We start from the raw sequence: 22340 nt of genomic DNA, 5'->3' as shown, positions 1-22340 counted from the left end.
CTGAGATGGCGGAGGGGGCGCAAGATGTGCCGGTCATCTATCTCCACGACATCAAGCGCCAGTACCGGCAGGGTGAGGCGACGCTTACGATTCTCGACGGCGCCAAGCTCGCGCTGTGGCCGGGACAGTCCGTGGCGCTGGTGGCGCCGTCCGGCTCGGGCAAATCGACGCTCCTGCACATCGCGGGTCTGCTCGAGACCCCCGACGACGGCGAAGTCTACGTCGGAGGCACGCCGACGTCGCAAATGTCGGATATCGACCGCACCCAGATTCGCCGCACCGATATCGGCTTCGTCTACCAGTCGCACCGGCTGTTGCCGGAATTCTCCGCGCTGGAGAACGTGATGCTGCCGCAAATGATCCGCGGCCTCAAACGCTCCGAGACCGTGAAACGCTCGACCGAGATCTTGTCCTATCTTGGCCTCGGCGACCGTATCAAGCATCGGCCGGCCGAGCTTTCCGGCGGTGAGCAGCAGCGGGTCGCGATTGCGCGCGCAGTTGCGAACGCGCCACGGGCGCTGCTGGCCGACGAGCCGACCGGCAACCTTGATCCGCAGACTGCTGACCACGTCTTCAATGCGCTGATGCAACTGGTGAAGGCGACGCGGGTTGCGATGCTGATCGCGACCCACAACATGGACCTTGCCGCCCGGATGGACCGCCGCGTGTCGCTGGCGAACGGGCAGGTGGTCGAGCTTGATTAGAGCACGTTTTTCCTCGCGACAAACGCGAAGCGTTTGCGCGGAGATCATGCTCAAACAAAGGTCTCTCAGTAGACCCGGCGATATCGTTTGTGACGCCGCGGTGACGAGTCGACATACGCCTTGGCCGCGTAAGGATGAGGGTAGGCGTTGGCCGCGTAAGGATTGATCACGCACTGGGCCGCCCGGCCCGACGCGGACATCGCGCATTGGGGCAGCGAGGTGTAGCTGCAGTCGTAATAGGTGACGGGGCCGTAGACATGCAGGCAGACCGGATAATTCGGGTCATAAGTCTGCGCGCGGGCGGATGACGCCGCCGCGACCGCGCCAAGCGTCAGGATCGCCAACATCGAAATGCGCATCGGTTCCTCCCGCGTCAGGACGACTATTCCGTCCTCCCATCGCTAACCCCGCTCGGAACAGAGTATTCGCGGGCGGGACCGTCAAGTCACGTTCCCGCGCCGATCATATGGTCTTCGCGGAGCGGACGTGCACCCCGACTCAATCGTTGAAAGGCTCGAAGAAGGGGATTGCGGGCGGGGGCGGCGGCAGAGGCCGGCGCGAAGCCCGCGGACCGTTGCCGCCGCCGGCATAGAAGGGATTGGGTACGCACCACAGGAAGCGCCCGGACGCCGTTGCCTGGCACTGCTCATAGCTGGTGAAGGTGCAGTTGCTGAGCCCGGGCTGTTCGTTCCCCTGGATACAGAATGGATAGCGCGTGCCGACCGCTGCGGCCGGCGCGGTTCCAAGGGCGCCGATCGCGGCGGCCGCGGACAAAACCAGGATTACGTTGCGCATCTCTTCTCCTTGATCGCAGCTCGTCGCTCGTTCGCTCGTCACCCGATCCAAGCCGTACAACCGAGAGGACGTCAAACAAATATGCAACACAAGGAGTGTGGCGAAGGCCGAACTGTGAATTTTTTGTGGCGGGGACGCGGCTACGATCTTCGGGGGCTAAGTGTAAGTAATACAACGTTAACTCACGTTTTCGTCAGAATCGTTTCGCCGTATCTGTTGCAGCCAAGTTACAGCAATTTTGAGGAACCCTGTTTATTGAGGCGCGTGAAGGCCGTGGGGTCGTCACATCTGGAACGGGAAATAAAATGAAAAAGGTTTTGCTTGTAACGGCGAGCTTGGTCGCCCTTGGCGCCGCTGCGCCCGCGGTCGCTGCGGATCTGGCTGCGCGTCCTTATACGAAGGCTCCGCCGGTGGTTGCCGCCATCTATGACTGGAGCGGCTTCTACATCGGCGTCAACGGCGGCTGGGGCTCGAGCCACAACACCTGGACCAACGTGTCGGACTTCGGTTTCCCCGTCGGCGAGGGTTCCCATGATTCGACCGGCGGCACGGTCGGTGGTCAGGTCGGCTATCGCTGGCAGACTGGCAACTGGGTGTTCGGCGTGGAAGCGCAGGGCAACTGGGCCGATTTCAGCGGCTCCAACGCCAGCAATGCCCTGTTGGTCACCAACCGCACCAAGATCGACGCCTTCGGCCTGTTCACCGGCCAGGTCGGTTACGCCTGGAACAACGTCCTGCTCTACGTGAAGGGCGGTGGAGCGGTCGTCAACAGCAAGCATGAGGGCTTGTTCCTCGGTGTGGTCGGCGACAGCGTGGAAAAGACCCGTTGGGGTGGCAGCATTGGTGCAGGCCTCGAATTCGCGTTCGCTCCGGGCTGGTCGGCTGGCGTCGAGTACAACCACTTGTTCCTCGACACCGAGCGCAACACCTTCGTCAACCCGGGCTTCGGCATCACGCGTATCGACGACATCAAGCAGGACGCCGACCTCGTCACCGTCCGCCTGAACTACAAGTTCGGCTTCGGTGGCGCTCCGCTCATCGGCAAGTACTGATCCTCGCGAAATCAACGCGGCACAATCAGCCCCGGGCAATCTGCCCGGGGCTTTTTTCTTGGTTTGCCTGCGATCGGCTCCTGATCATTCTCGGCGCGGCGCGAAAATGCCGCGATCGCGGCGCATCCCCAGCGCCATGCTGAAATCCGACGTGCAATGTCCGAGATGCGAAGCCGGTTACCGCCGCATCGAGGTCGATTCGCTTCCCGGTCAGCCGGGGGAATTCCGTTGCCTCGTCTGCAATGAAATCCTCGAGCGCTACAGCGATGAGCCCTACGTCGCTCACAGGCTGACGGTCCAACCGGAAAAAGTGTTCGGATGACCTTGCCGGTTGCGGCCGCGCATTAACCACCCGCTTCATTCGCGTTCGATTCTCCGCGGCAGCCCGACGGCTCGGCCTTGACTCCATGAACAAATAAAGAACAATGTTCGCTCTATGTTCTCATCAAGGAGACGGCCGATGTTGAAGATTTTCGTCGAAGAGGCGGCGGCGCTGGCATCGATCACGCTGTTCATTGGGATGATCGCGGTCTGGGCGCAGTTGATTCCGCAGTTCTGAGTGGGAGGAGGGCGCATCGATTTCGTCGGCCGCCATCGGTTGCCATCCCTTGGGGAAAAGCGGGACGCCGCATCATGATGGCGCGTTCGGCGTGGACTCCGGGGATCGGACGCATCACCATTGAACGGCGAGTCGGGATCGGCGGCCATGTGCCCAGGCCCGGCGGTTGCGTTCCTCCACCAAACCAAGGCCGTTCGAATCACCCATGCCCAGTGCCGGATTCGTCCATCTTCACGTTCATTCGGCCTATTCGCTGCTGAAGGGTTCGATCAAGATCGCCAAGCTCGGCGAGCTCGCCAAGGCGGACCGCCAGCCGGCGCTGGCGCTGACCGACACCGACAACATGTTCGGGGCGCTGGAATTCTCCGACAAGATGGCCGGCTATGGCATCCAGCCTATTGTCGGCTGTGAGCTCGCGATCGATTTCGGCGACGTCGATCCGAATTCGCGCAGTGTGCTGGCCGGCGCTCCGGCCCGAATCGTGCTGCTCGCCGCGCGCGAACGCGGCTATCGCAGCCTGATGCGGCTGAACTCGCGGGCGTTCCTGGAGACGCCCGTCCACCAGTTGCCGCATATCAAGTTCGACTGGCTGACGGACGATGCCGAGGACCTGATCGCGCTGACCGGCGGTCCGGACGGGCCGATCACGCTTGCGTTCGCGGCCGATCAAGCGAGCCTTGCCGCCACGCGTTGCGACCGGCTGGCAAGCCTGTTCGGCGACCGCCTTTATATCGAGCTGCAGCGCCACGGCATCGACAAAGAGCGCCGCACCGAGGCCGGCCTGATCGATCTTGCCTATACGAAGGGGCTGCCGCTGGTTGCGACCAACGAGCCCTATTTCGCGAGCACCGACGACTATGAGGCCCACGATGCGCTGCTGTGCATTGCCGGCGGCCGGCTGATCGCAGAGACCGATCGCGAGCAGCTCACGCCCGACCACCGCTTCAAGACGCGCGCCGAGATGGCGGTGCTGTTTGCGGATATTCCTGAAGCCCTGGCGTCGACGGTCGAGATCGCCGAGCGCTGCTCGTTCCGGCCGAGGACACGCAAGCCGATCTTGCCGCGCTTCACAGTCGGCGCGGGATCGGCCTCCGATGCGGCAAGCGAGGAGGCGGCGGAGCTGATGCGCCAGGCCGAGGAGGGGCTCGCGAGGCGTCTGCGGATCCACGGCTTGTCGCCGGGCATCACGGAAGAGGACTATCAGAAGCGTCTCGCCTTCGAGATCGACGTCATCAACCGCATGAACTATGCGGGCTACTTCCTGATCGTCTCCGACTTCATCAAATGGGCCAAGGCCCACGACATCCCGGTCGGGCCGGGCCGTGGCTCCGGCGCAGGCTCGCTGGTTGCCTGGGCGCTGACGATCACCGATCTTGATCCGATCCGATTCGGGCTGCTGTTCGAGCGCTTCCTCAATCCGGAACGCGTGTCGATGCCGGACTTCGACATCGACTTCTGCCAGGATCGTCGCGGCGAGGTGATCTCCTATGTGCAGGAGCGCTACGGCCGCGACCAGGTGGCGCAGATCATCACCTTCGGTACGCTGCAGGCGCGCGGCGTGCTGCGCGACGTCGGCCGTGTGCTGCAGATGCCCTATGGCCAAGTCGACAAGCTAACCAAGCTGGTGCCGCAAAATCCCGCCGCGCCCGTGACGCTGGCGCAGGCGATCGAGGGCGAACCCAAGCTGCAGGCTTTCCGCGACGAGGATCCGGTGGTCGCGCGCGCCTTCGATATCGCGCAGCGCCTGGAAGGTCTGACGCGGCACGCGTCGACCCACGCCGCCGGTATCGTGATCGGCGACCGCCCCTTGAGCGAGCTCGTGCCGCTCTACCGCGATCCCAAATCCGACATGCCGGTGACCCAGTTCAACATGAAATGGGTCGAGCCGGCGGGGCTTGTGAAGTTCGACTTCCTTGGCCTGAAGACGCTGACGGTGCTTGATGTCGCCGTGAGGCTGCTCAAGCAGCGCGATGTGCATGTCGATCTGGCGACGCTGCCGATCGACGATGCCAAAAGCTATCAGATGCTGGCGCGGGGCGATGTGGTCGGCGTGTTCCAGGTTGAAAGCCAGGGCATGCGGCGCGCGCTGATCGACATGCGGCCGGACCGTTTCGAGGACATCATCGCGCTGGTGGCGCTGTATCGCCCCGGCCCGATGGCCAACATCCCGACCTATTGCGCGCGCAAGCACGGCGACGAAGAGCCGGAATATCTGCATCCGATCCTGGAGCCGATCCTGAAAGAGACGTTCGGCGTCATCATCTACCAGGAGCAGGTGATGCAGATCGCGCAGCAGATGGCGGGCTACACGCTCGGCCAAGCCGACCTGTTGCGCCGCGCCATGGGCAAGAAGATCCGCGCCGAGATGGAGAAGCAGCGCGAGATCTTCGTCGCCGGCGCAGTCAAGAATGGCGTGCCGAAAGGGCAGGCGGAGACGATCTTCGAACTGCTCGCCAAGTTCGCCGACTACGGCTTCAACAAGAGCCACGCCGCGGCCTATGCGCTGGTCTCCTATCAGACCGCCTATATGAAGGCGCATTATCCTGTGGAGTTCCTGGCAGCGTCGATGACGCTCGAACTCAACAATACGGACAAGCTCTCCGAATTCCGTGCCGAGGCACAGCGGCTGGGGATCAAGGTCGAGCCGCCCGACGTCAATCGTTCCGGCGCAACGTTCGATGTCGGCGACAAGACGATCTACTACGCATTGGCCGCGCTGAAAGGCGTCGGTCTGCAGGCGGTCGAGCAGATCGTGGAGGAGCGGCGCAAGGGGGCCTTCACATCGCTGGCCGATTTCGCGGCGCGCGTGAGCCCGCGCGCGATCAATAAGCGCATCATCGAAAGCCTCGCCGCCGCCGGCGCCTTCGATTCGCTCGACCCGAACCGGGCCCGCGTCTTCGCCGGCGCCGATGCGATCCTCGCCGCCTGCCAGCGGAGCCATGAGGCCGCGACATCGGGCCAGAACGATATGTTTGGCGGGCTTTCGGACGCGCCGAGCATCGTGCTGCCGCAGGTCGAGCCGTGGCTGCCGGCGGATCGGCTGCGACGCGAATACGACGCCATCGGATTCTTCCTCTCGGGTCACCCGCTCGATGACTACGCCACAGCTTTGAAGCGATTGCGCGTGCAATCCTGGGCCGAGTTCTCGCGCGCGGTCAAAACCGGTGCGACCGCCGGCAAGGTCGCGGCAACGGTGGTGTCGCGCATGGAGCGGCGCACCAAGACCGGCAACAAGATGGGCATCATGGGCCTGTCTGATCCCACCGGCCATTTCGAGGCGGTGCTGTTTTCCGAAGGATTGGCGCAATACCGCGACGTGCTGGAGCCGGGCGCAGCCGTGCTGCTGCAGCTCGGCGCCGAGCTGCAGGGCGAGGATGTCCGTGCCCGCGTGCTGCATGCCGAGCCGCTCGATGCCGCAGCCGCCAAGACGCAAAAGGGCCTGCGCATCTTCCTGCGCGACACCAAGCCGCTGGACTCGATCGCCAAGCGGCTTCAGCCGGGCAACGGCACCGGTGGCGACGTCGCGCTGGTGCTGCGGCTCGATCTGGAGACCGAGGTCGAATTCAAGCTCGAAGGCCGCTTCCAGGTATCCCCGCAGATCGCCGGCGCAATCAAGGCGGTGACCGGCGTCGAGATGGTCGAAACGCTGTGAGCGCCGGATTGCGGATCCAACGCCACCGACGGCGCGGCGGATTGCATTCTTCACAGATTCGGTTGTTGAACCGAGATAAGTGATTGCTGCCATTGGGAAATGGTGTCGCCGCCGAGATGTCGAGGAAATGGGCGTGCGAATCGTCGCCAATCGCCTAAAGCCGCCAGGCGCCCCCAAATCCGCCCATATTTCCTTGCTTCTGGCGGAAATCGCGCTATACAGCGCGCCATCTCACACGGAAACATGGCTCTAGAAGGCCGTCCGGTGGCAGCCGGGCCGACAAGGCTCGCTTGCTCACACGTTTCCGGAGGAACCAACCGGAGAATCAAAACGATGTCGGTACCCGATTTCACCATGCGTCAGCTTTTGGAAGCTGGCGTGCACTTTGGCCACCAGGCCCACCGCTGGAACCCGAAAATGGCGGAGTACATTTTCGGCGCCCGCAACAACATCCATATCATCGATCTCGCCCAGACCGTGCCGATGCTGCACCGTGCGTTGCAGGCGGTCAGCGATACCGTCGCCAAGGGCGGCCGTATCCTGTTCGTCGGCACCAAGCGGCAGGCGCAGGACGGGGTCGCGGATGCGGCCAAGCGCTCGGCGCAGTATTTCGTCAATTCGCGCTGGCTCGGCGGCACGCTGACCAACTGGAAGACGATCTCGGCCTCGATCAAGCGGCTGCGCCATCTGGACGAGGTGCTCTCGTCCGGCGAAGCCAATTCCTACACCAAGAAGGAACGGCTGACGCTGCAGCGCGAGCGCGACAAGCTTGACCGTTCGCTCGGCGGCATCAAGGACATGGGCGGCCTGCCCGACATGATCTTTGTGATCGACACCAACAAGGAAGACATCGCGATCCAGGAAGCGCAGCGGCTCAACATCCCTGTCGCCGCGATCGTCGACACCAATTCGGACCCGAAGGGCATCACCTATGTGGTGCCGGGCAATGACGACGCCGGCCGGGCGATTTCGCTCTATTGCGACCTGGTCGCGCGGGCCGCGATCGACGGCATCTCGCGCGCGCAGGGCGATGCCGGCATCGATATCGGCGCCTCCGTCCAGCCGCAACAGGAAGAACTCCCGGCGCCGTCGGCGACGACCGGCTTCCAGGGTCTGCCGGGGCCGCGTGGCACTGCCGACAACCTCAAGAAGCTCACCGGTGTGTCGGGCACGATCGAGAAGAAGCTCAATGACCTCGGCGTCTTCCACTACTGGCAGCTCGCCGAGCTCGATCACGACACCGCCCACAAGATCGGCGAACAGGTCGGTCTGCCGAGCCGTGCCGACGCTTGGGTCGCCCAGGCCAAGGCGCTTACCGCGGAAGCGGAATAACCTGAACGGCCGCGTGGCCGGACCTTTCCGGCCAGCGCTTCAATTCCCAGATCAAGGCATTCCCTGTCGCTGACGGCGGCGCCCTAAGGGCGCCGCCGCGCTTCACAGGCAAGAAGGAATTCAATGATGGCAACGATCACAGCAGCGATGGTCAAGGACCTGCGCGAGTCGACCGGCGCGGGAATGATGGATTGCAAGGCGGCGCTGACCGAGGCCGCCGGCGACATGCAGGCCGCGCAGGACTGGCTGCGCAAGAAGGGCCTGTCGAAGGCCGCCAAGAAGGCCGGTCGCGTTGCGGCCGAGGGCCTGATCGGCGCCCTGACCCAGGGCACCAAGGGCGTCGTCGTCGAGGTCAATTCCGAGACCGACTTCGTCGCGCGCAACGATCAATTCCAAGGCCTGGTCAAGATGGTCGCACAGGTCGCGCTCGAGGTTGGCGCCGACGTTGAGAAGATCAAGGCGGCCAAGGTCGGCGACGTCACTGTTGAGGCTGCGATCAACGATGCGATTGCGACCATCGGCGAGAACATGACGCTGCGCCGCGCGGCTTCGCTCGAGGTCGGCAAGGGCGTGGTGTCGAGCTACGTCCACAACGCAGTCATCGAGGGCGCCGGCAAGATGGGCGTGATCGTGGCGCTGGAATCGGCCGGCAAGACCGATGAGCTTGCCGTGCTCGGCCGCCAGCTCGCCATGCATGTCGCCGCGGCCAACCCGCAGGCGATCGATCCCGCCGGGCTCGATCCTGACGTCGTCCGGCGCGAGAAAGATGTGCTGGCCGACAAGTACCGTCAGCAGGGCAAGCCCGAGAACGTGATCGAGAAGATCGTCGAGTCCGGCCTGAAGACCTTCTACAAGGAAGTCTGCCTGCTGGAGCAGGCTTTCATCCACGATAGCGGAAAGTCCGTGGCGCAGGCGGTCAAGGAAGCTGAGGGCAAGGTCGGCGGTCCGGTGAAGATTGCCGGTTTTGTGCGCTATGCTCTTGGTGAGGGAATCGAGAAGCAGGAATCCGATTTCGCAGCCGAAGTCGCGGCGGCCAGCGGCAAGAAGTAACCGCGTGGGTCGAACGGTTCCGGCGCCATCGTGCCGGAACCTGCTTGCGCGGGATGAGGGAGCATCATGGCTGAGCCGGTCTATCGTCGCGTGGTGATCAAGCTTTCAGGCGAATACCTCGCCGGCAGCCAATCCTTCGGCATCGACCAGCCCACCATCGACCGCATCGCCGACGACCTGATCGCGGCGCGCCATCTCGGCACTGAGATTGCGGTCGTGGTCGGCGGCGGCAATATGGTACGCGGCGTGCAGGTGTCGTCCCATGGCGTGTCCCGCACCACCGGCGACACCATGGGCATGCTGGCGACCGTCATGAACTGCCTCGCGCTGGAATCGGCGGTCGAGCGCAAGGGCACGCCGGCGCGCACCCTGTCAGCCTTCGTGATGCCGGAAATCTCCGAATTGTTCACCCGCAGTGCGGCGCACAAATACCTCGCCGAGGGCAAGATCATCCTGCTCGGTGGTGGAACCGGCAATCCGTTCTTCACCACCGATACCACCGCGGTCCTGCGCGCGGCCGAGATCGGCGCGGACGCGGTCTTGAAGGCCACCAATGTCGACGGCGTCTACAGCGCCGATCCCAAGAAGGACCCGTCGGCCAAACGTTTCGATCGCCTGACGCATTCGCAGGCGATTGCCGGCGGTTACAAGGTCATGGACGCGACCGCATTCGCGCTTGCCCGCGAGACGTCGCTGCCTATCATTGTGTTTTCGATCGCCGAGCCTGGTTCGATCGGCGCCATCCTGCGCGGCACGGGCCACGGTACGGTCGTCGCCGGCTGACGCTTGGGCGTTGCGGCAAGGCGGTTGGTTTCTCGAGCATGATCCGGAAAAGTGGAAACCGGTTTTCCGCAGAGATCATGCTCAAACGAAGTGATTAGATCGTGATCCGATCCGACCTGATCGGACGCTGATGCAGAGGAAGGGAGAGCGTCATGCCCACGCCTGGTTTTGACATCAACGAAGTAAAGCGCCGTATGCAAGGTGCGACCCAGTCCCTCAAGCACGAATTGGGCGGCCTGCGTACCGGCCGTGCCGCGGCGTCGATGCTGGAGCCGGTCCAGGTCGAGGCCTATGGCTCGCATATGCCGCTCAACCAGCTCGCTACCGTCAGCGTGCCCGAGCCGCGGCTGCTCTCGGTGCAGGTCTGGGACAAGACGATGGTCAAGGCGGTGGAGAAGGCGATCGTCGATTCGAATCTCGGCCTCTCGCCCGCGACCGAAGGCCAGGTGTTGCGGCTGCGTATTCCCGAACTCAACGCCGAGCGTCGCAAGGAACTCGTCAAGGTCGCGCATAAATATGCGGAAGCGGCCAAGGTGGCGGTCCGCCATGTCCGCCGCGACGGGCTCGATGTCGTCAAGAAGCTCGAGAAGAATCACGAGATCTCCGAGGACGATCAGGAGCGGCTCGCCGCCGAGGTGCAGAAGGCGACCGACGGCGTGATCGCCGAGATCGATCAGTTGCTGGCGGCCAAGGAAAAGGAAATCCTGACCGTTTGATTTGGACAGCGCCAATGTCGAACGCCCCCGCACCTGCAACTGCCGGACCGGATCGAACCGGCAGTCCGTTGCATGTGGCGATCATCATGGACGGCAACGGGCGCTGGGCGGCGGCACGCGGCCTGCCGCGCGCGGAGGGACATCGGCGCGGCGTGGAGGCGTTGCGCCGGGTGGTGCGGGCCTCGCACGAACTCGGCATCCTCTATCTCACCATCTTCTCGTTCTCGTCGGAGAACTGGTCGCGTCCGGCGACCGAGATCGGCGATCTCTTCGGCCTGTTGCGCCGCTTCATCCGCAACGATCTGGCGACGTTGCACCGGGACGGGGTGAGGGTGCGCGTCATCGGCGAGCGCGAGGGACTCGATCCGGATATCTGCGCGCTGCTCAACGAAGCAGAAGAGCTGACCAGGGCAAACACCAAGCTCAATCTCGTCGTCGCCTTCAATTATGGCTCGCGCCAGGAGATCGCCGGCGCCGCGCGGCGGCTGGCGCGGGAGGTGGCGGAAGGAAGGCGCGATCCCGCATCGATCGATGCCGACACACTCGGGCAATATCTCGGCACGCCCGACATTCCCGACCCCGATCTGATCATCCGCACCAGCGGCGAACAGCGGCTGTCGAATTTCCTGATGTGGCAGGCGGCCTATAGCGAGCTCGTGTTTGTGCCGATCCATTGGCCGGACTTCGACAAGGCGGCGCTGGAAAGTGCGATCGCCGAATACGCCAGACGCGAGCGCCGCTTCGGCGGTCTGGCTGCGAAAACCGCATCGTGACCCAAGATAAAGCCGCACCCGCGGCAAGGAGCGAGCCGTCCTCGCGCAATCTCTTGATGCGCATCATCGCGGCGCTGGTCTTGGCGCCGGTTGCGATTGCAATCGCCTATACGGGCGGTGTTCTCTGGACGCTTCTGGTCACGCTCGCCGCGATCGGCCTCTATGTCGAATGGCTGATGGTCATCGGCGCCGGACACACGCTGCGCATGACCATGGCCGGTGCGCTTGCGCTGGCGGCTGCTGGGCTCTGTCTCGGGGCAGGGCGGCTTGACGCCGCGGTATCGGTGCTGGCGATCGGGCTGATCGTGATCGCTGTGATTTCATCCGAGCAACGTCGGTGGACGATCGCTGGATTTTGTTACGCCGCCGTCGCGGAAGTCGCCTCGGTCCTGCTGCGGCAGGATCCGGAAGAAGGCTTTGTGGCGCTGCTGTTCGTGTTGTTGGTCGTCTGGGCGACCGACATCGGCGGCTATTTCGCCGGTCGCAGCATTGGGGGCCCAAAACTCTGGCCACGGGTCAGCCCGAAGAAGACCTGGGCGGGCGCGGTCGGCAGCTTCGTCGGTAGTCTCGTCGTCGCGGCGGGTTTTGCGGTGTTCGGCCTCGGCGCGGTTGTGCCGCTGCTGGTCTTGGGCGCGGTGCTCTCGGTGGTTTCCCAGTTCGGCGATCTCTTCGAGTCCGCGGTGAAGCGGCGGTTCGGCGTGAAGGATTCCAGCCATCTCATTCCCGGCCATGGCGGGCTGATGGACCGGCTGGACGGCTTCGTCGCCGCGGTTGCCGTTGCCGCAATTTTCGGCTTCTTGCGGGGCGGCGCGGATGGCGTCGGCCGCGGTCTTATGGTTTGGTGAGAAAATGAGTGCTGTCCCATTGCGAAACAACAAGGCTGCGGCCTCCGCGGTCCGCACGGTGACCGTGCTGGGCGCCACCGGCTCGATCGGCGACAGCACCATGGACTTGCTGCGCGGTGCGCGCGACCGTTTCCGCGTCGAGGCGCTGACCGCCAATGGCAATGCGCAGGCCCTGGCCAAGCTCGCCCGGGAATTCAACGTGCGTTTTGCGGCCGTGGCCGATCCGAGCAAGCTGTCCGAATTGAAGGATGCGCTGGCGGGCACCCGGATCGAATGCGGCGCCGGCGACAGCGCGATCATCGAGGCCGCCGCACGGCCGGCGGATTGGGTGATGGCGGCGGTCAGTGGTGCAGCGGGCCTGAAGCCGGCGCTCGCGGCGGTCGATCGCGGAGCGACGGTCGCGCTCGCCAACAAGGAATGCCTGGTCTGCGCCGGCGATTTCTTCATGCAGCGCGCGCTGAAGGCGGGCGCCTGCATCCTGCCGGCCGATTCCGAGCATAACGCGCTGTTTCAGGCGCTGAGCTCCGGCAATCGCGAGGAGCTGGTGCGGGTGATCATCACCGCTTCCGGCGGTCCGTTCCGCACCTGGGCTCCCGCCGACATCGAGCAAGCCACCCTCGAGCAGGCGCTGAAGCATCCGAACTGGAGCATGGGCCAGAAGATCACGATCGACTCGGCCTCGATGATGAACAAGGGGCTCGAGGTGATCGAGGCCTCCTATCTGTTCGCGCTGACACCGGATCAGATCGACGTGCTCGTGCATCCGCAGTCGATCATCCATGGCATGGTGGAGTTCTCGGACCGTTCGGTGGTCGCGCAGCTCGGGACGCCCGACATGCGCATCCCGATCGCGCATTGCCTCGGCTGGCCGGACCGGATCGTCGGGCCGTCGGCCAAGCTCGATTTGGCCAAGATCGGCCAGTTGACATTCGAGGCGCCGGATTTCGAGCGGTTCCCGGGGCTACGGCTGGCTTACGAATCGTTAAGGACCGGTCGGGGCGCGACCACGGTATATAATGCAGCCAATGAGGTGGCGGTTGCCGCCTTCATCGCCGGCAAGATCAAGTTCGGCGCGATCGCGCGGCTGGTGGAGGCGACCTTGGACGACTGGATCAGGTCCGGCAATCTGGCGCCTCTGACATCGGCAGATGATGCGATTTCCGTTGACCATAACGCGAGAAATAGGGCTGCCTCCCTATTGCCTCAAATTGCCTTAAAGGCATCTTAGAGGGTTGGAACCGGGCCTGTTGCCCTGGTTGAGGGGAACTGAATGACCGAGTTTTTCGTACATGGTTTCAACACGTTGAGCCACGGGCTCGTCGGTTATGTGGTTCCCTTCCTGTTTGTCCTGACCATCGTCGTCTTCTTTCACGAGCTCGGCCATTTCCTGGTCGCCCGCTGGGTCGGCGTCAGGGTGCTGACCTTCTCGCTCGGCTTCGGGCCGGAGCTGTTCGGCTTCAACGACCGGCATGGCACGCGCTGGAAGCTCTCCGCGATTCCGCTCGGCGGCTATGTCAAATTCTTCGGCGATGACAGTGAAGCTTCCACGCCCTCGACCGAGACCCTCTCGGGCATGACGGCGGAGGAGCGGAAGGGCAGCTTCCATCACAAAAAGGTTGCGCCGCGCGCGGCGATCGTCGCCGCCGGCCCGATTGCCAATTTCATCCTGGCGATCGTGATCTTCACCTGCCTGTTCACCTTCTTCGGCAAGCCGAGCACCACGGCGCAGGTCGATAAGGTCGAGCCGGGAAGTGCCGCGGCGGTCGCCGGTTTCCAGGTCGGTGACGTCATCACCGCGATCGACGGTACTACGATCGGCAGCTTCTCGGACATGCAGCGCGTCGTCAGCATCCACGGCGGCGATCAGCTCACTTTCACCGTCAAACGCAGCGGTTCCACGATCCAGTTGCAGGCGACGCCTGAGCTTCGCGACATCAAGGATCCCTTCGGGAACACCCACCGGCAGGGCATCCTGGGAATCACCCGCGCCACCGCTCCGGGCGAGCAAGTGACCGAGCGGGTCGATCCCGCCACCGCGCTCTGGCTCGGGGTGAAGGAGACCTGGTTCGTGGTCGATCGGACACTGTCCTATATCGGCGGTGTGTTCACCGGGCGCGAGGCGGCAAACCAGGTCGGCGGGCCGCTTGGGATCGCGCGAATCTCGGGCCAGGTCGCCAGCATCGGCATTGCCGCTCTGATTCACCTTGCCGCCGTGCTCTCGATCTCGATCGGGCTTCTCAACCTGTTCCCGGTGCCGCTGCTCGATGGCGGTCACCTTCTGTTCTATGCGGTCGAGGCGATCCGTGGCCGGCCGTTATCTGAACGTGCTCAGGAAATGGGGTTCCGAATCGGCCTCGCTCTGGTGCTAATGCTGATGGTGTTCGCGACCTACAACGACATTCTCCATCTCGCGGCATCGTGAAACGGCTTTTTTGTGGCGTTGCCTAACGGCAACGTCTTGGAATGAAAATGGAATTGCACAGCCGTCAGTCGGTTGCCGACGTAACAAAATTGGCTACAAGCTGTGCAGCAAGGTTGGGAATCTGCCGGTCCGTTGGGGAACGGGCCGGCCGTGGAATGATAAGGGCGCGGTGCGCATGATTGTTGGAATGCGAGTGCGGGGGGGCTTGCTTGCCGCTCTGATCATGTTCGCTGTGCCGGTAGCTGCCTCGCTGGCGGCAATGTTTGTGTCTGCGCCTGCCGTTGCGCAGACGGTGGAATCGATCACGGTGGAGGGGAACCGCCGTGTCGAGGTCGAGACCATCCGCTCCTACTTCAAGCCGGGTCCGGGCGGGCGCCTGAGCCAGGCTGACATCGACGATGGCCTGAAGGCGCTGATCGAGACCGGCCTGTTCCAGGACGTTCGAATCACGCCCGCCGGCGGCCGGATCGTCGTCACCGTGGTCGAAAACCCCGTGATCGGCCGCATCGCCTTTGAGGGCAACAAGAAGATCAAGGACGACCAGCTTTCGGCTGAAATCCAGTCGAAGCCGCGCGGTACCTTCTCGCGCCCGATGGTGCAGTCCGATGCCCAGCGTATCGTCGAAATCTACCGCCGTTCTGGCCGCTATGACGTGCGCGTCAACCCGGAGATCATCGAGCAGCCGAACAACCGCGTCGACCTGATCTTCACCATCACCGAAGGCCAGAAGACCGGTGTCCGGTCGATCGAGTTCATCGGCAACAATTACTATTCCTCTTATCGCCTGCGCGACGTCATCAAGACCCGCGAATCAAACCTGCTGAGCTTCCTCGGCGGCGCCGACACCTACGATCCCGATCGGGTCGAGGCCGACCGCGACCTGATTCGCCGTTTCTACCTCAAGCACGGCTTCGCCGACGTGCAGGTGGTGGCCGCGCTGACCGAATACGATCCCGAAAAGAAGGGCTTCCTCGTCACCTTCAAGATCGAGGAGGGACAGCAGTATCGGGTGGCGTCCGTCAGCTACCAGTCTTCGATCGCGACGCTGGATCCGAACTCGCTGAGCTCGTTCTCGCGTGTTTCCGTCGGCTCGCTCTACAACGCCGAGGCGCTGGAGAAATCGGTTGAGGAAATGCAGATCGAAGCCTCGCGGCGCGGCTACGCCTTCGCCGTCGTGCGGCCGCGCGGCGATCGCAATTTCGAGAATCACACGGTCTCGATCGTGTTCGCCGTGGACGAGGGCCCGCGGACCTATATCGAGCGTATCAATATTCGCGGCAATACCCGCACCCGCGACTACGTGATCCGCCGCGAGTTCGATCTCTCCGAGGGTGACGCCTACAACCGCGCCCTGGTCGACCGTGCCGAGCGGCGGCTGAAGAACCTCGACTTCTTCAAGAGCGTGAAGATCACCACCGAGCCGGGCTCGTCCAGCGATCGCGTCGTCCTGGTCGTCGATCTCGAGGAGAAGTCGACCGGCGACTTCTCGGTCTCGGGCGGCTATTCGACCACGGACGGTGCGCTCGCCGAAGTCAGTATCTCGGAACGCAACTTCCTGGGACGAGGCCTGTTTGCGAAGGCGTCGGTGACCTACGGACAATATGCGCGCGGCTACTCGCTGTCGTTCGTCGAGCCGTATTTGCTCGACTATCGCGTCGCGCTCGGTCTCGACCTGTACCAGCGCCAGCAACTCGCAAACAGCTACATTTCGTACGGTACCGAAACGCTCGGCTTCAGCCCGCGGCTAGGCTTCAGCCTGCGTGAAGACCTCGCGTTGCAGCTCCGCTACTCGATTTATCAGCAGAAGATCAGCCTGCCGTACCAGCTCGCGAACTGTAACAACAATCCCAACAACGGCCTGCTTGCCTTCAACCCGTCGCCGGCCTTCGCGCAACTGAACGGAATTCCCGCGGGAGGCACTGCGACGGCTGGGGGCCAGAGCGCCACCGACAGCTCCGGACTCGGCCTGTGGTGCTACAGCGACGGCGAAGCTTCGCTGCCGGTTCGCAAGGAGTTGCAGGGCGGCAAGACACTCACGTCGGCGCTCGGCTACTCGCTCAACTACAACACGCTCGACAACAACAAAAACCCGACGGACGGCCTGCTGGTCGACTTCAAGCAGGACTTCGCCGGCGTCGGTGGCGACGTCAGCTACATCAAGTCCGCGATCGACGTGAAGTACTACACCCCGCTGGTCGCCGATATCGTCGGCCTGATCCATGCCCAGGGTGGTATTCTCAACCAGGTCGGCAACGATCAGATCCGGATGCTCGACCACTTCCAGATGGGTCCAAACCTGGTCCGCGGTTTTGCTCCGAACGGCATTGGTCCGCGCGACATCAACCCGTTCGGCACGATGGACGCGCTCGGCGGCACCAAGTACTGGGGCGTGTCGGCGGAATTGCAGATGCCGTTCTGGTTCCTGCCGAAGGAAGTCGGGCTCAAGGGGTCGATCTATGCTGACGCCGGTGGTCTCTATGACTACAAGGGACCGACGTCGTGGGCGCAGACGGGCGAGGTCAACGTGCCGGGCTGCATTCCGCCAACTGTCGGCAATGGGGTGGTCCCGTCCAATCCTGGAACCTGCCTTGGACTGCAGTACGATAATGGTAACGTCGTCCGCACCTCGGTCGGTGTCGGCCTGATCTGGCAATCGCCGTTCGGTCCGCTGCGGTTCGACTACGCGGTCCCACTTACCAAGGGTCAGTTCGATCGCGTGCAGCAATTCAAGTTTGGCGGCGGAACATCGTTCTAACCGCGATCGTCGGCCGCACTGCGACGGATGGAATGGCGCTGCCGATCTTCTTCAAGAGTCCCCCTTCGTCGACGCTGGCTGACATCGCCGCGTTGACGAAGGCGCATTTGGTCGATCCCGCCAGGGGCGATCATGTGATCAAGGGGCTTGCCTCGCTCGACGAGGCTGGCCCGATGCATCTGACGTTTTTCGACAATCTCAAATATGTCGACCAGCTCGCCGCAACCAAGGCCGGCGCTTGTCTGGTCAGCCCGCGCTTCGAGGCGGACGTGCCTGCCCATGTGGCCGTGTTGCGGGCCGCAAAGCCGTTCCACGCCTTCGTGCAACTGGCCCGGCAATGGCACAGCGACGCGCTCAGGCCGGGCTCGTGGTTCGGTGTCGAAGGCATCGCGCCGTCGGCGATTATCGACCCCACGGCGCATCTGGAGGACGGCGTGATCGTCGACCCGTTGGCCGTGATCGGGGCCAGGGTCGAGATCGGTTCGGGGACTGTCGTCGGGGCGGGCGCCGTGATCGGGGCCGATGTCAAGATCGGACGCGACTGCAATGTCGGCGCCAAGACCACGATCCAGAACACGCTGATCGGCAACAACGTGCTGATTCATCCCGGCTGCAACATCGGCCAGGACGGCTACGGCTTCATCTTCTTCGGGCCCGACGGCCATCTTAAGGTGCCGCAGACCGGTCGGGTCCTGATCCAGAACAATGTCGAGATCGGCGCCGGTTCCACCATCGACCGCGGTAGCCTGCGTGACACCGTGATCGGCGAGGGTACTAAAGTCGACAACCAGGTCCAGATCGGCCACAATGTGACCATCGGCAGGCACTGCTTGCTGGCGGCCCAGATCGGGCTCGCGGGCAGCCTGACCATTGGCGACAATGTCGCGCTGGGCGCCAAGGTGGGCATCAACAACCATCTGAAGATCGGCGACGGCGCCCAGGTCACCGCGATGAGTGCCGTGAAGGACGACATTCCAGCCAACGGCCGCTGGGGCGGTCACTTTGCCAAACCGACCAAACAGTGGTTTAGGGAGATCCTTGCGGTGGAGCGCCTGGTGCGTGACGGTGCGCCGAATTCGAAAGGCGAGGAAAGGGAGTGATGGAGGAGTCACCGGTCAGGTTCGAGCTTGTGGACATCAACGACATCCTCAAGACGCTGCCGCACCGCTATCCGATGTTGTTGATCGACCGGGTCATCAACATCCGCGCCGACTATAGCGGCATCGGCGTCAAGAACGTCACGTACAACGAACCATCGTTCCTCGGGCATTTTCCCGAGCGTCCCGTCTATCCCGGCGTGATGATGATCGAGGCCATGGCGCAGACTGCCGGCGTGATCGGCATCAAGTCGGTGGAGGGCACCGAGAAGCCGCGCGCGGTCTACTTCCTCACCATCGACAAGTGCAAATTCCGTAAGCCCGTGATGCCCGGCGACACCATCGAGTACCACATGCGCTCGATCGGCCGCCGCAAGACCATGTGGTGGTTTCACGGCGACGCCAAGGTCAACGGTCAGATCGTCGCCGAAGCCGATGTCGGCGCGATGCTGACGGATTGATCGGCTCGGCGCGCCTTCAATCTTCGTCCCGTGTACCGCGCGCTGCAATATGCAGTCATGATACGTCACTGGACATGCCGGGCAATGTCGCGCTAACAGCCGGAAAATTCGATTGTTTAGCGCGCTTGCGCATCAACCAGTAGCGGGCCTGTCGTAATGAGCATGATCGATCCCACCGCGCGGATTGCGGATGGCGCCGTGATCGGCGAGGGCACCTCGATCGGCCCCTATTGCATCATCGGCCCCAACGTCGCGATCGGCGCGAACTGCAAGCTTGATGCGCATGTGACCGTCTCCGGCCATACGTCGATCGGCGCGGAATGCGTGATCTCGCCGTTTGCGGTGCTGGGCGGACCGCCGCAGGATCTGAGCTACCGCGGAGAGCCGACGCGGCTTGAGATCGGCACCGGCTGCACCATCCGCGAAGGTGTGACGATGAACATCGGCACGGTGAAAGGCGGCGGGCTGACGCGCGTCGGCGACCGCGGCTATTTCATGAACAACAGCCATGTCGGTCATGACTGCATGGTCGGCAATGATGTGATCTTTGCGACATCAGCCACGCTTGGCGGTCACTGCGAGATCGGGGACTTCGTCTATATCGGCGGGCTCTCGGCCGTGCACCAGTTCACCCGGATCGGGCGACAGGTGATGGTCGGCGGCGTCTGCGGCGTGCGCGACGACATCATCCCGTTCGGCCTCGCCAACGGCCAATATGCCGTGCTCGAAGGTCTCAACATCATCGGCATGAAGCGCCGCAAGTTCACCAGGGAGCGGCTGGTGACCGTCCGCGCCTTCTACCAGAAGCTATTCCATGGCGAGGGCGTCTTCGCCGAGCGATTGGCCGCGGTGCAGCCGCTGGCGGCCGAGGATCCGGCGATCGCCGAAATCCTCGCCTTCATCGGCAAAGGCAAGCGGCCGCTCTGTCTTCCGGCTGTCGACGGCAAGCACTGATGCGAGGGGCGCCCGAGCCATGACGTCAGCGGCTCCAGCGATTTCCTCTCCGGTTGGCGTCATCGCAGGCGGCGGCGCCATGCCGTTTGCGGTCGCGGAGTCGCTTGCCAAACGCGGTATCGCGCCGGTGCTGTTCGCATTGCGCGGCGCGTGCGATCCGGTCCGTGTCGAGGGGTTCCGCCATCGCTGGATTTCGGTCGGCCAGCTCGGGCGGGCGACCAGATTGTTTCGCGAGGAGGGCTGCCGCGACCTGATCTTCATCGGCACCTTGATGCGGCCGGCGCTGTCGGAAATCCGGCTGGATCTGAAGACGCTCCGTGTTCTCGCAAACGTCATCCGCGCGTTTCGAGGCGGTGACGATCATCTGCTATCGGGGGTGGGCCGCATTCTCGAGCAGGATGGATTTCGCATGGTCGGGATCAAGGATGTCGCCCCGGATCTGCTGATGCCCGAAGGCTGCATCACGCGCACGACGCCGGCCGGCAACGCCAGCGCCGACATTGCAAGGGGGCGCGAGGTGCTTGCCGCGCTCAGCCCGTTCGACATCGGCCAGGCTGCGGTTGTGATCGACGGGCATGTGGTCGCCGTCGAGGACATCGAGGGCACCGACGGGCTTCTGGCGCGTGTGGCGCGGCTGCGTGCCGACGGCCGCATCCGTGCCCCGAGCGGTCGCGGCGTGCTGGTGAAGGCGCCCAAGAGCAGCCAGGATCTGCGCTACGATCTGCCGACAGTCGGGCCGCGCACGGTCGAGGGCGCCGCGAAAGCGGGCCTTGCCGGGATTGCCGTCATTGCCGGCAATACGCTTGCCGCCGAACCGCAGGCGATGATCGAGGCTGCGGACGCAAGACGGCTGTTCGTCATCGGTGTGCCAAGCTGATGCACGGCCGCGCCCCAGACGTCACGCGCAAGATCTTCCTGATCGCGACGGAGGAATCCGGCGATCGCCTCGGGGCGGCGCTGATGAAGGTGCTGCGCCAGCGGCTCGGCGATGCCGTGCAGTTTGCCGGCGTCGGCGGCCGCATGATGGCGCGCGAGGGCCTCACGTCGCTGTTTCCGATCGAAGAACTTTCGATTGTCGGCCTTGCCGCTGTCGTGCAGCAGTTGCCGAAAATCCTGCGATTGATCCGGCACGCTACGGATGCCGTGATCGATGCGGCGCCGGACGTGCTGGTCATCATCGACAGCCCCGACTTCACCCATCGCGTCGCCCGTCGCGTCCGGGCGCGCAATCCTACCATTCCGATCGTCGACTATGTGTCGCCGTCGGTCTGGGCCTGGCGACCGGGCAGGGCGCGCGCGATGCTCGGCTATGTCGATCACGTGCTGGCGCTGTTGCCGTTCGAGCCGGAAGAATATCGCAAGCTGCGCGGGCCGCCCTGCAGCTATGTCGGCCATCCCCTGACCGAGCAGTTTGCCTCGCTGCGGCCGAACGACGAGGAAGCAAAGCGGCGCGATGCGCAGCCGCCGGTCCTGCTGGTGCTGCCGGGCAGCCGACGCAGCGAGATCAGGCATCATCTCGCGCTGTTCGGCGAAACGCTGGCGCGATTGCGCGCAAGCGGCGTTGTGTTCGAGCCGGTCCTTCCGACCATGCCGCATCTGGAAGCTGTGATCCGCGAGGGTGTGCAGGGCTGGCAGGTCAAGCCGCAGATCGTGGTCGGCGAGAGCGAGAAGCGCGCCGCGTTCAGGATCGCACATGCCGCGTTCGCCAAATCGGGCACCGTGACGCTGGAGCTGGCGCTGTCAGGCGTTCCGATGGTGACGGCCTACCGCGTCGGCGCCATCGAGGCCTTCATCCTGCGCCGCGCGATCCGCGTGCCATCGGTGATCCTGGCCAATCTCGTGATCGGCCGGGAGGTGATCCCGGAATTCCTGCAGGAGAACGCGACGCCCGAAAAGCTGTCGCAGGCGCTCGGCGAGGTGCTCGCGGATTCCGCGCGGCGCCGCAGCCAGATCGAGGCCTTCGCCACGATGGACGCGATCATGTCGACCGGCGACCAGCCGCCAAGCGTTCGCGCCGCCGACATCGTGCTGGCGACAATGCGGAACGGTCCGCCGACGAACTAGCCGTCGTTCAAGACACCCGGCCAGCACGCCGGCGCATCTGGTTCGTCTTCATCTATCCCTATGAGCTTTACGGTCGGTCCCGCTCGAGCCGTGCTTGGCCCCAAGCAGGGCTCCGCAGCTTATTGCAGTTGCGACTTAGTTGCATGAAGCTTGCCTGGCGGAACTGCTTGTGTCAATCCTGATTGCGAGTAACTCGCAACTGGGGTGGGGCGACTGTGGGAGTGCGGCGTCAGGTCGACGATTTAAGAGAGGTCCGCAACGAAATTGCGAATGCATCGCAATTGCATCTCTCTAGTTCCAGTCGACGATCCCAGGTGTCAGTGGTG

At 63.7% G+C, this 22340-nt stretch carries 20 protein-coding genes; 17 read left to right on the top strand and 3 right to left on the bottom strand.

The features are described 5' to 3' along the window. The first annotated feature begins 5 nt into the window (after positions 1-5). Positions 6-704, top strand: a complete 699-nt coding sequence (locus AC5ZG1_RS19165; RefSeq protein ID WP_028162765.1) for an ABC transporter ATP-binding protein — start codon at positions 6-8, stop codon at positions 702-704. Positions 705-769: 65 nt separating this feature from the next. Here AC5ZG1_RS19165 and AC5ZG1_RS19160 read toward each other — a convergent pair whose 3' ends face one another. Together AC5ZG1_RS19160 and AC5ZG1_RS19155 are read right to left on the bottom strand one after the other, a co-directional pair. Then, positions 770-1063 carry a DUF3551 domain-containing protein gene (locus tag AC5ZG1_RS19160; RefSeq protein WP_496133754.1) on the bottom strand — a complete coding sequence of 98 codons (294 nt, stop codon included), beginning with the start codon at positions 1061-1063 and terminating at the stop codon, positions 770-772. Between the two features lie 139 nt (positions 1064-1202). Then, entirely contained in the window at positions 1203-1499 is a 297-nt protein-coding gene (locus tag AC5ZG1_RS19155) for a DUF3551 domain-containing protein (protein ID WP_130226896.1), read from the bottom strand. 305 nt (positions 1500-1804) lie between these two features. Between AC5ZG1_RS19155 and AC5ZG1_RS19150 the strand changes: the two genes are divergently transcribed. Further along, on the top strand, positions 1805-2551 hold the full coding sequence (locus AC5ZG1_RS19150) for an outer membrane protein (RefSeq protein WP_496133753.1): 747 nt from the start codon (positions 1805-1807) through the stop codon (positions 2549-2551). Between the two features lie 25 nt (positions 2552-2576). On the opposite strand, the gene AC5ZG1_RS19145 is transcribed toward AC5ZG1_RS19150, so the two are convergent. Then, positions 2577-2912 carry a hypothetical protein gene (locus AC5ZG1_RS19145; protein ID WP_496133752.1) on the bottom strand — a complete coding sequence of 112 codons (336 nt, stop codon included), beginning with the start codon at positions 2910-2912 and terminating at the stop codon, positions 2577-2579. Positions 2913-3315: 403 nt separating this feature from the next. Here AC5ZG1_RS19145 and dnaE point away from each other — a divergent pair, with 403 nt between their 5' ends. The 15 genes from dnaE (at position 3316) to lpxB (ending at position 22014) form a co-directional block, all read left to right on the top strand. Continuing rightward, positions 3316-6762 (top strand): DNA polymerase III subunit alpha, encoded by a 3447-nt coding sequence (gene dnaE, locus AC5ZG1_RS19140; protein WP_028162762.1) that lies wholly within the window; start codon positions 3316-3318, stop codon positions 6760-6762. A gap of 333 nt (positions 6763-7095) precedes the next feature. Further along, complete coding sequence (locus tag AC5ZG1_RS19135) at positions 7096-8094, top strand: 30S ribosomal protein S2 (protein WP_028162761.1); 999 nt, start codon at positions 7096-7098, stop codon at positions 8092-8094. A gap of 126 nt (positions 8095-8220) precedes the next feature. Further along, entirely contained in the window at positions 8221-9144 is a 924-nt protein-coding gene (gene tsf / locus AC5ZG1_RS19130; RefSeq protein ID WP_456642364.1) for a translation elongation factor Ts, read from the top strand. A 66-nt stretch (positions 9145-9210) separates the two neighbouring features. Beyond that, positions 9211-9927: a UMP kinase gene (gene pyrH, locus AC5ZG1_RS19125; protein ID WP_028162759.1), complete on the top strand. Its 717-nt coding sequence runs from the start codon at positions 9211-9213 to the stop codon at positions 9925-9927. Positions 9928-10079: 152 nt separating this feature from the next. After that, positions 10080-10643: a ribosome recycling factor gene (gene frr, locus AC5ZG1_RS19120; protein WP_130229726.1), complete on the top strand. Its 564-nt coding sequence runs from the start codon at positions 10080-10082 to the stop codon at positions 10641-10643. A 14-nt stretch (positions 10644-10657) separates the two neighbouring features. Continuing rightward, positions 10658-11416, top strand: coding sequence for an isoprenyl transferase (locus AC5ZG1_RS19115; RefSeq protein WP_028162757.1), 759 nt, complete (start codon positions 10658-10660; stop codon positions 11414-11416). Next, positions 11413-12261, top strand: a complete 849-nt coding sequence (locus tag AC5ZG1_RS19110) for a phosphatidate cytidylyltransferase (protein WP_496133751.1) — start codon at positions 11413-11415, stop codon at positions 12259-12261. The genes AC5ZG1_RS19115 and AC5ZG1_RS19110 overlap by 4 nt, the downstream gene beginning before the upstream one ends. A 4-nt stretch (positions 12262-12265) precedes the next feature. Beyond that, positions 12266-13489 carry a 1-deoxy-D-xylulose-5-phosphate reductoisomerase gene (dxr, locus tag AC5ZG1_RS19105; protein ID WP_028162755.1) on the top strand — a complete coding sequence of 408 codons (1224 nt, stop codon included), beginning with the start codon at positions 12266-12268 and terminating at the stop codon, positions 13487-13489. Positions 13490-13531: 42 nt separating this feature from the next. Further along, the gene (gene rseP, locus AC5ZG1_RS19100; RefSeq protein ID WP_130229730.1) at positions 13532-14683 is read left to right on the top strand and encodes an RIP metalloprotease RseP; all 1152 of its coding nucleotides are present in this window, start codon (positions 13532-13534) and stop codon (positions 14681-14683) included. A gap of 175 nt (positions 14684-14858) precedes the next feature. Beyond that, positions 14859-17438, top strand: coding sequence for an outer membrane protein assembly factor BamA (gene bamA, locus AC5ZG1_RS19095; protein WP_130229731.1), 2580 nt, complete (start codon positions 14859-14861; stop codon positions 17436-17438). A 32-nt stretch (positions 17439-17470) separates the two neighbouring features. Further along, complete coding sequence (gene lpxD, locus AC5ZG1_RS19090; RefSeq protein ID WP_028162752.1) at positions 17471-18538, top strand: UDP-3-O-(3-hydroxymyristoyl)glucosamine N-acyltransferase; 1068 nt, start codon at positions 17471-17473, stop codon at positions 18536-18538. Then, complete coding sequence (fabZ, locus tag AC5ZG1_RS19085; protein WP_028162751.1) at positions 18538-18996, top strand: 3-hydroxyacyl-ACP dehydratase FabZ; 459 nt, start codon at positions 18538-18540, stop codon at positions 18994-18996. The genes lpxD and fabZ overlap by 1 nt, the downstream gene beginning before the upstream one ends. Positions 18997-19152: 156 nt before the next feature. Then, entirely contained in the window at positions 19153-19950 is a 798-nt protein-coding gene (gene lpxA / locus AC5ZG1_RS19080) for an acyl-ACP--UDP-N-acetylglucosamine O-acyltransferase (protein ID WP_208822696.1), read from the top strand. Positions 19951-19969: 19 nt separating this feature from the next. Further along, a complete protein-coding gene (locus AC5ZG1_RS19075) occupies positions 19970-20827 on the top strand; it encodes an LpxI family protein (protein WP_208822698.1) in 858 nt (285 codons plus the stop codon). Then, positions 20827-22014 carry a lipid-A-disaccharide synthase gene (gene lpxB / locus AC5ZG1_RS19070; RefSeq protein ID WP_496133750.1) on the top strand — a complete coding sequence of 396 codons (1188 nt, stop codon included), beginning with the start codon at positions 20827-20829 and terminating at the stop codon, positions 22012-22014. The genes AC5ZG1_RS19075 and lpxB overlap by 1 nt, the downstream gene beginning before the upstream one ends. Positions 22015-22340: the final 326 nt, after the last annotated feature.

The sequence above is a fragment of the Bradyrhizobium sp. Leo78 genome (assembly GCF_059512425.1).
This window is presented reverse-complemented; position numbering and strand designations above follow the sequence as displayed.

Coding starts and splice junctions, on each gene's coding strand:
- AC5ZG1_RS19165 (WP_028162765.1), top strand. CDS start 6: ATGGCGGAGGGGGCGCAAGATGTGCCGGTCATCTATCTCCACGACATC.
- AC5ZG1_RS19160 (WP_496133754.1), bottom strand. CDS start 1,063: ATGCGCATTTCGATGTTGGCGATCCTGACGCTTGGCGCGGTCGCGGCG.
- AC5ZG1_RS19155 (WP_130226896.1), bottom strand. CDS start 1,499: ATGCGCAACGTAATCCTGGTTTTGTCCGCGGCCGCCGCGATCGGCGCC.
- AC5ZG1_RS19150 (WP_496133753.1), top strand. CDS start 1,805: ATGAAAAAGGTTTTGCTTGTAACGGCGAGCTTGGTCGCCCTTGGCGCC.
- AC5ZG1_RS19145 (WP_496133752.1), bottom strand. CDS start 2,912: ATGAAGCGGGTGGTTAATGCGCGGCCGCAACCGGCAAGGTCATCCGAA.
- dnaE (WP_028162762.1), top strand. CDS start 3,316: ATGCCCAGTGCCGGATTCGTCCATCTTCACGTTCATTCGGCCTATTCG.
- AC5ZG1_RS19135 (WP_028162761.1), top strand. CDS start 7,096: ATGTCGGTACCCGATTTCACCATGCGTCAGCTTTTGGAAGCTGGCGTG.
- tsf (WP_456642364.1), top strand. CDS start 8,221: ATGGCAACGATCACAGCAGCGATGGTCAAGGACCTGCGCGAGTCGACC.
- pyrH (WP_028162759.1), top strand. CDS start 9,211: ATGGCTGAGCCGGTCTATCGTCGCGTGGTGATCAAGCTTTCAGGCGAA.
- frr (WP_130229726.1), top strand. CDS start 10,080: ATGCCCACGCCTGGTTTTGACATCAACGAAGTAAAGCGCCGTATGCAA.
- AC5ZG1_RS19115 (WP_028162757.1), top strand. CDS start 10,658: ATGTCGAACGCCCCCGCACCTGCAACTGCCGGACCGGATCGAACCGGC.
- dxr (WP_028162755.1), top strand. CDS start 12,266: ATGAGTGCTGTCCCATTGCGAAACAACAAGGCTGCGGCCTCCGCGGTC.
- rseP (WP_130229730.1), top strand. CDS start 13,532: ATGACCGAGTTTTTCGTACATGGTTTCAACACGTTGAGCCACGGGCTC.
- bamA (WP_130229731.1), top strand. CDS start 14,859: ATGATTGTTGGAATGCGAGTGCGGGGGGGCTTGCTTGCCGCTCTGATC.
- lpxD (WP_028162752.1), top strand. CDS start 17,471: ATGGCGCTGCCGATCTTCTTCAAGAGTCCCCCTTCGTCGACGCTGGCT.
- fabZ (WP_028162751.1), top strand. CDS start 18,538: ATGGAGGAGTCACCGGTCAGGTTCGAGCTTGTGGACATCAACGACATC.
- lpxA (WP_208822696.1), top strand. CDS start 19,153: ATGAGCATGATCGATCCCACCGCGCGGATTGCGGATGGCGCCGTGATC.
- AC5ZG1_RS19075 (WP_208822698.1), top strand. CDS start 19,970: ATGACGTCAGCGGCTCCAGCGATTTCCTCTCCGGTTGGCGTCATCGCA.
- lpxB (WP_496133750.1), top strand. CDS start 20,827: ATGCACGGCCGCGCCCCAGACGTCACGCGCAAGATCTTCCTGATCGCG.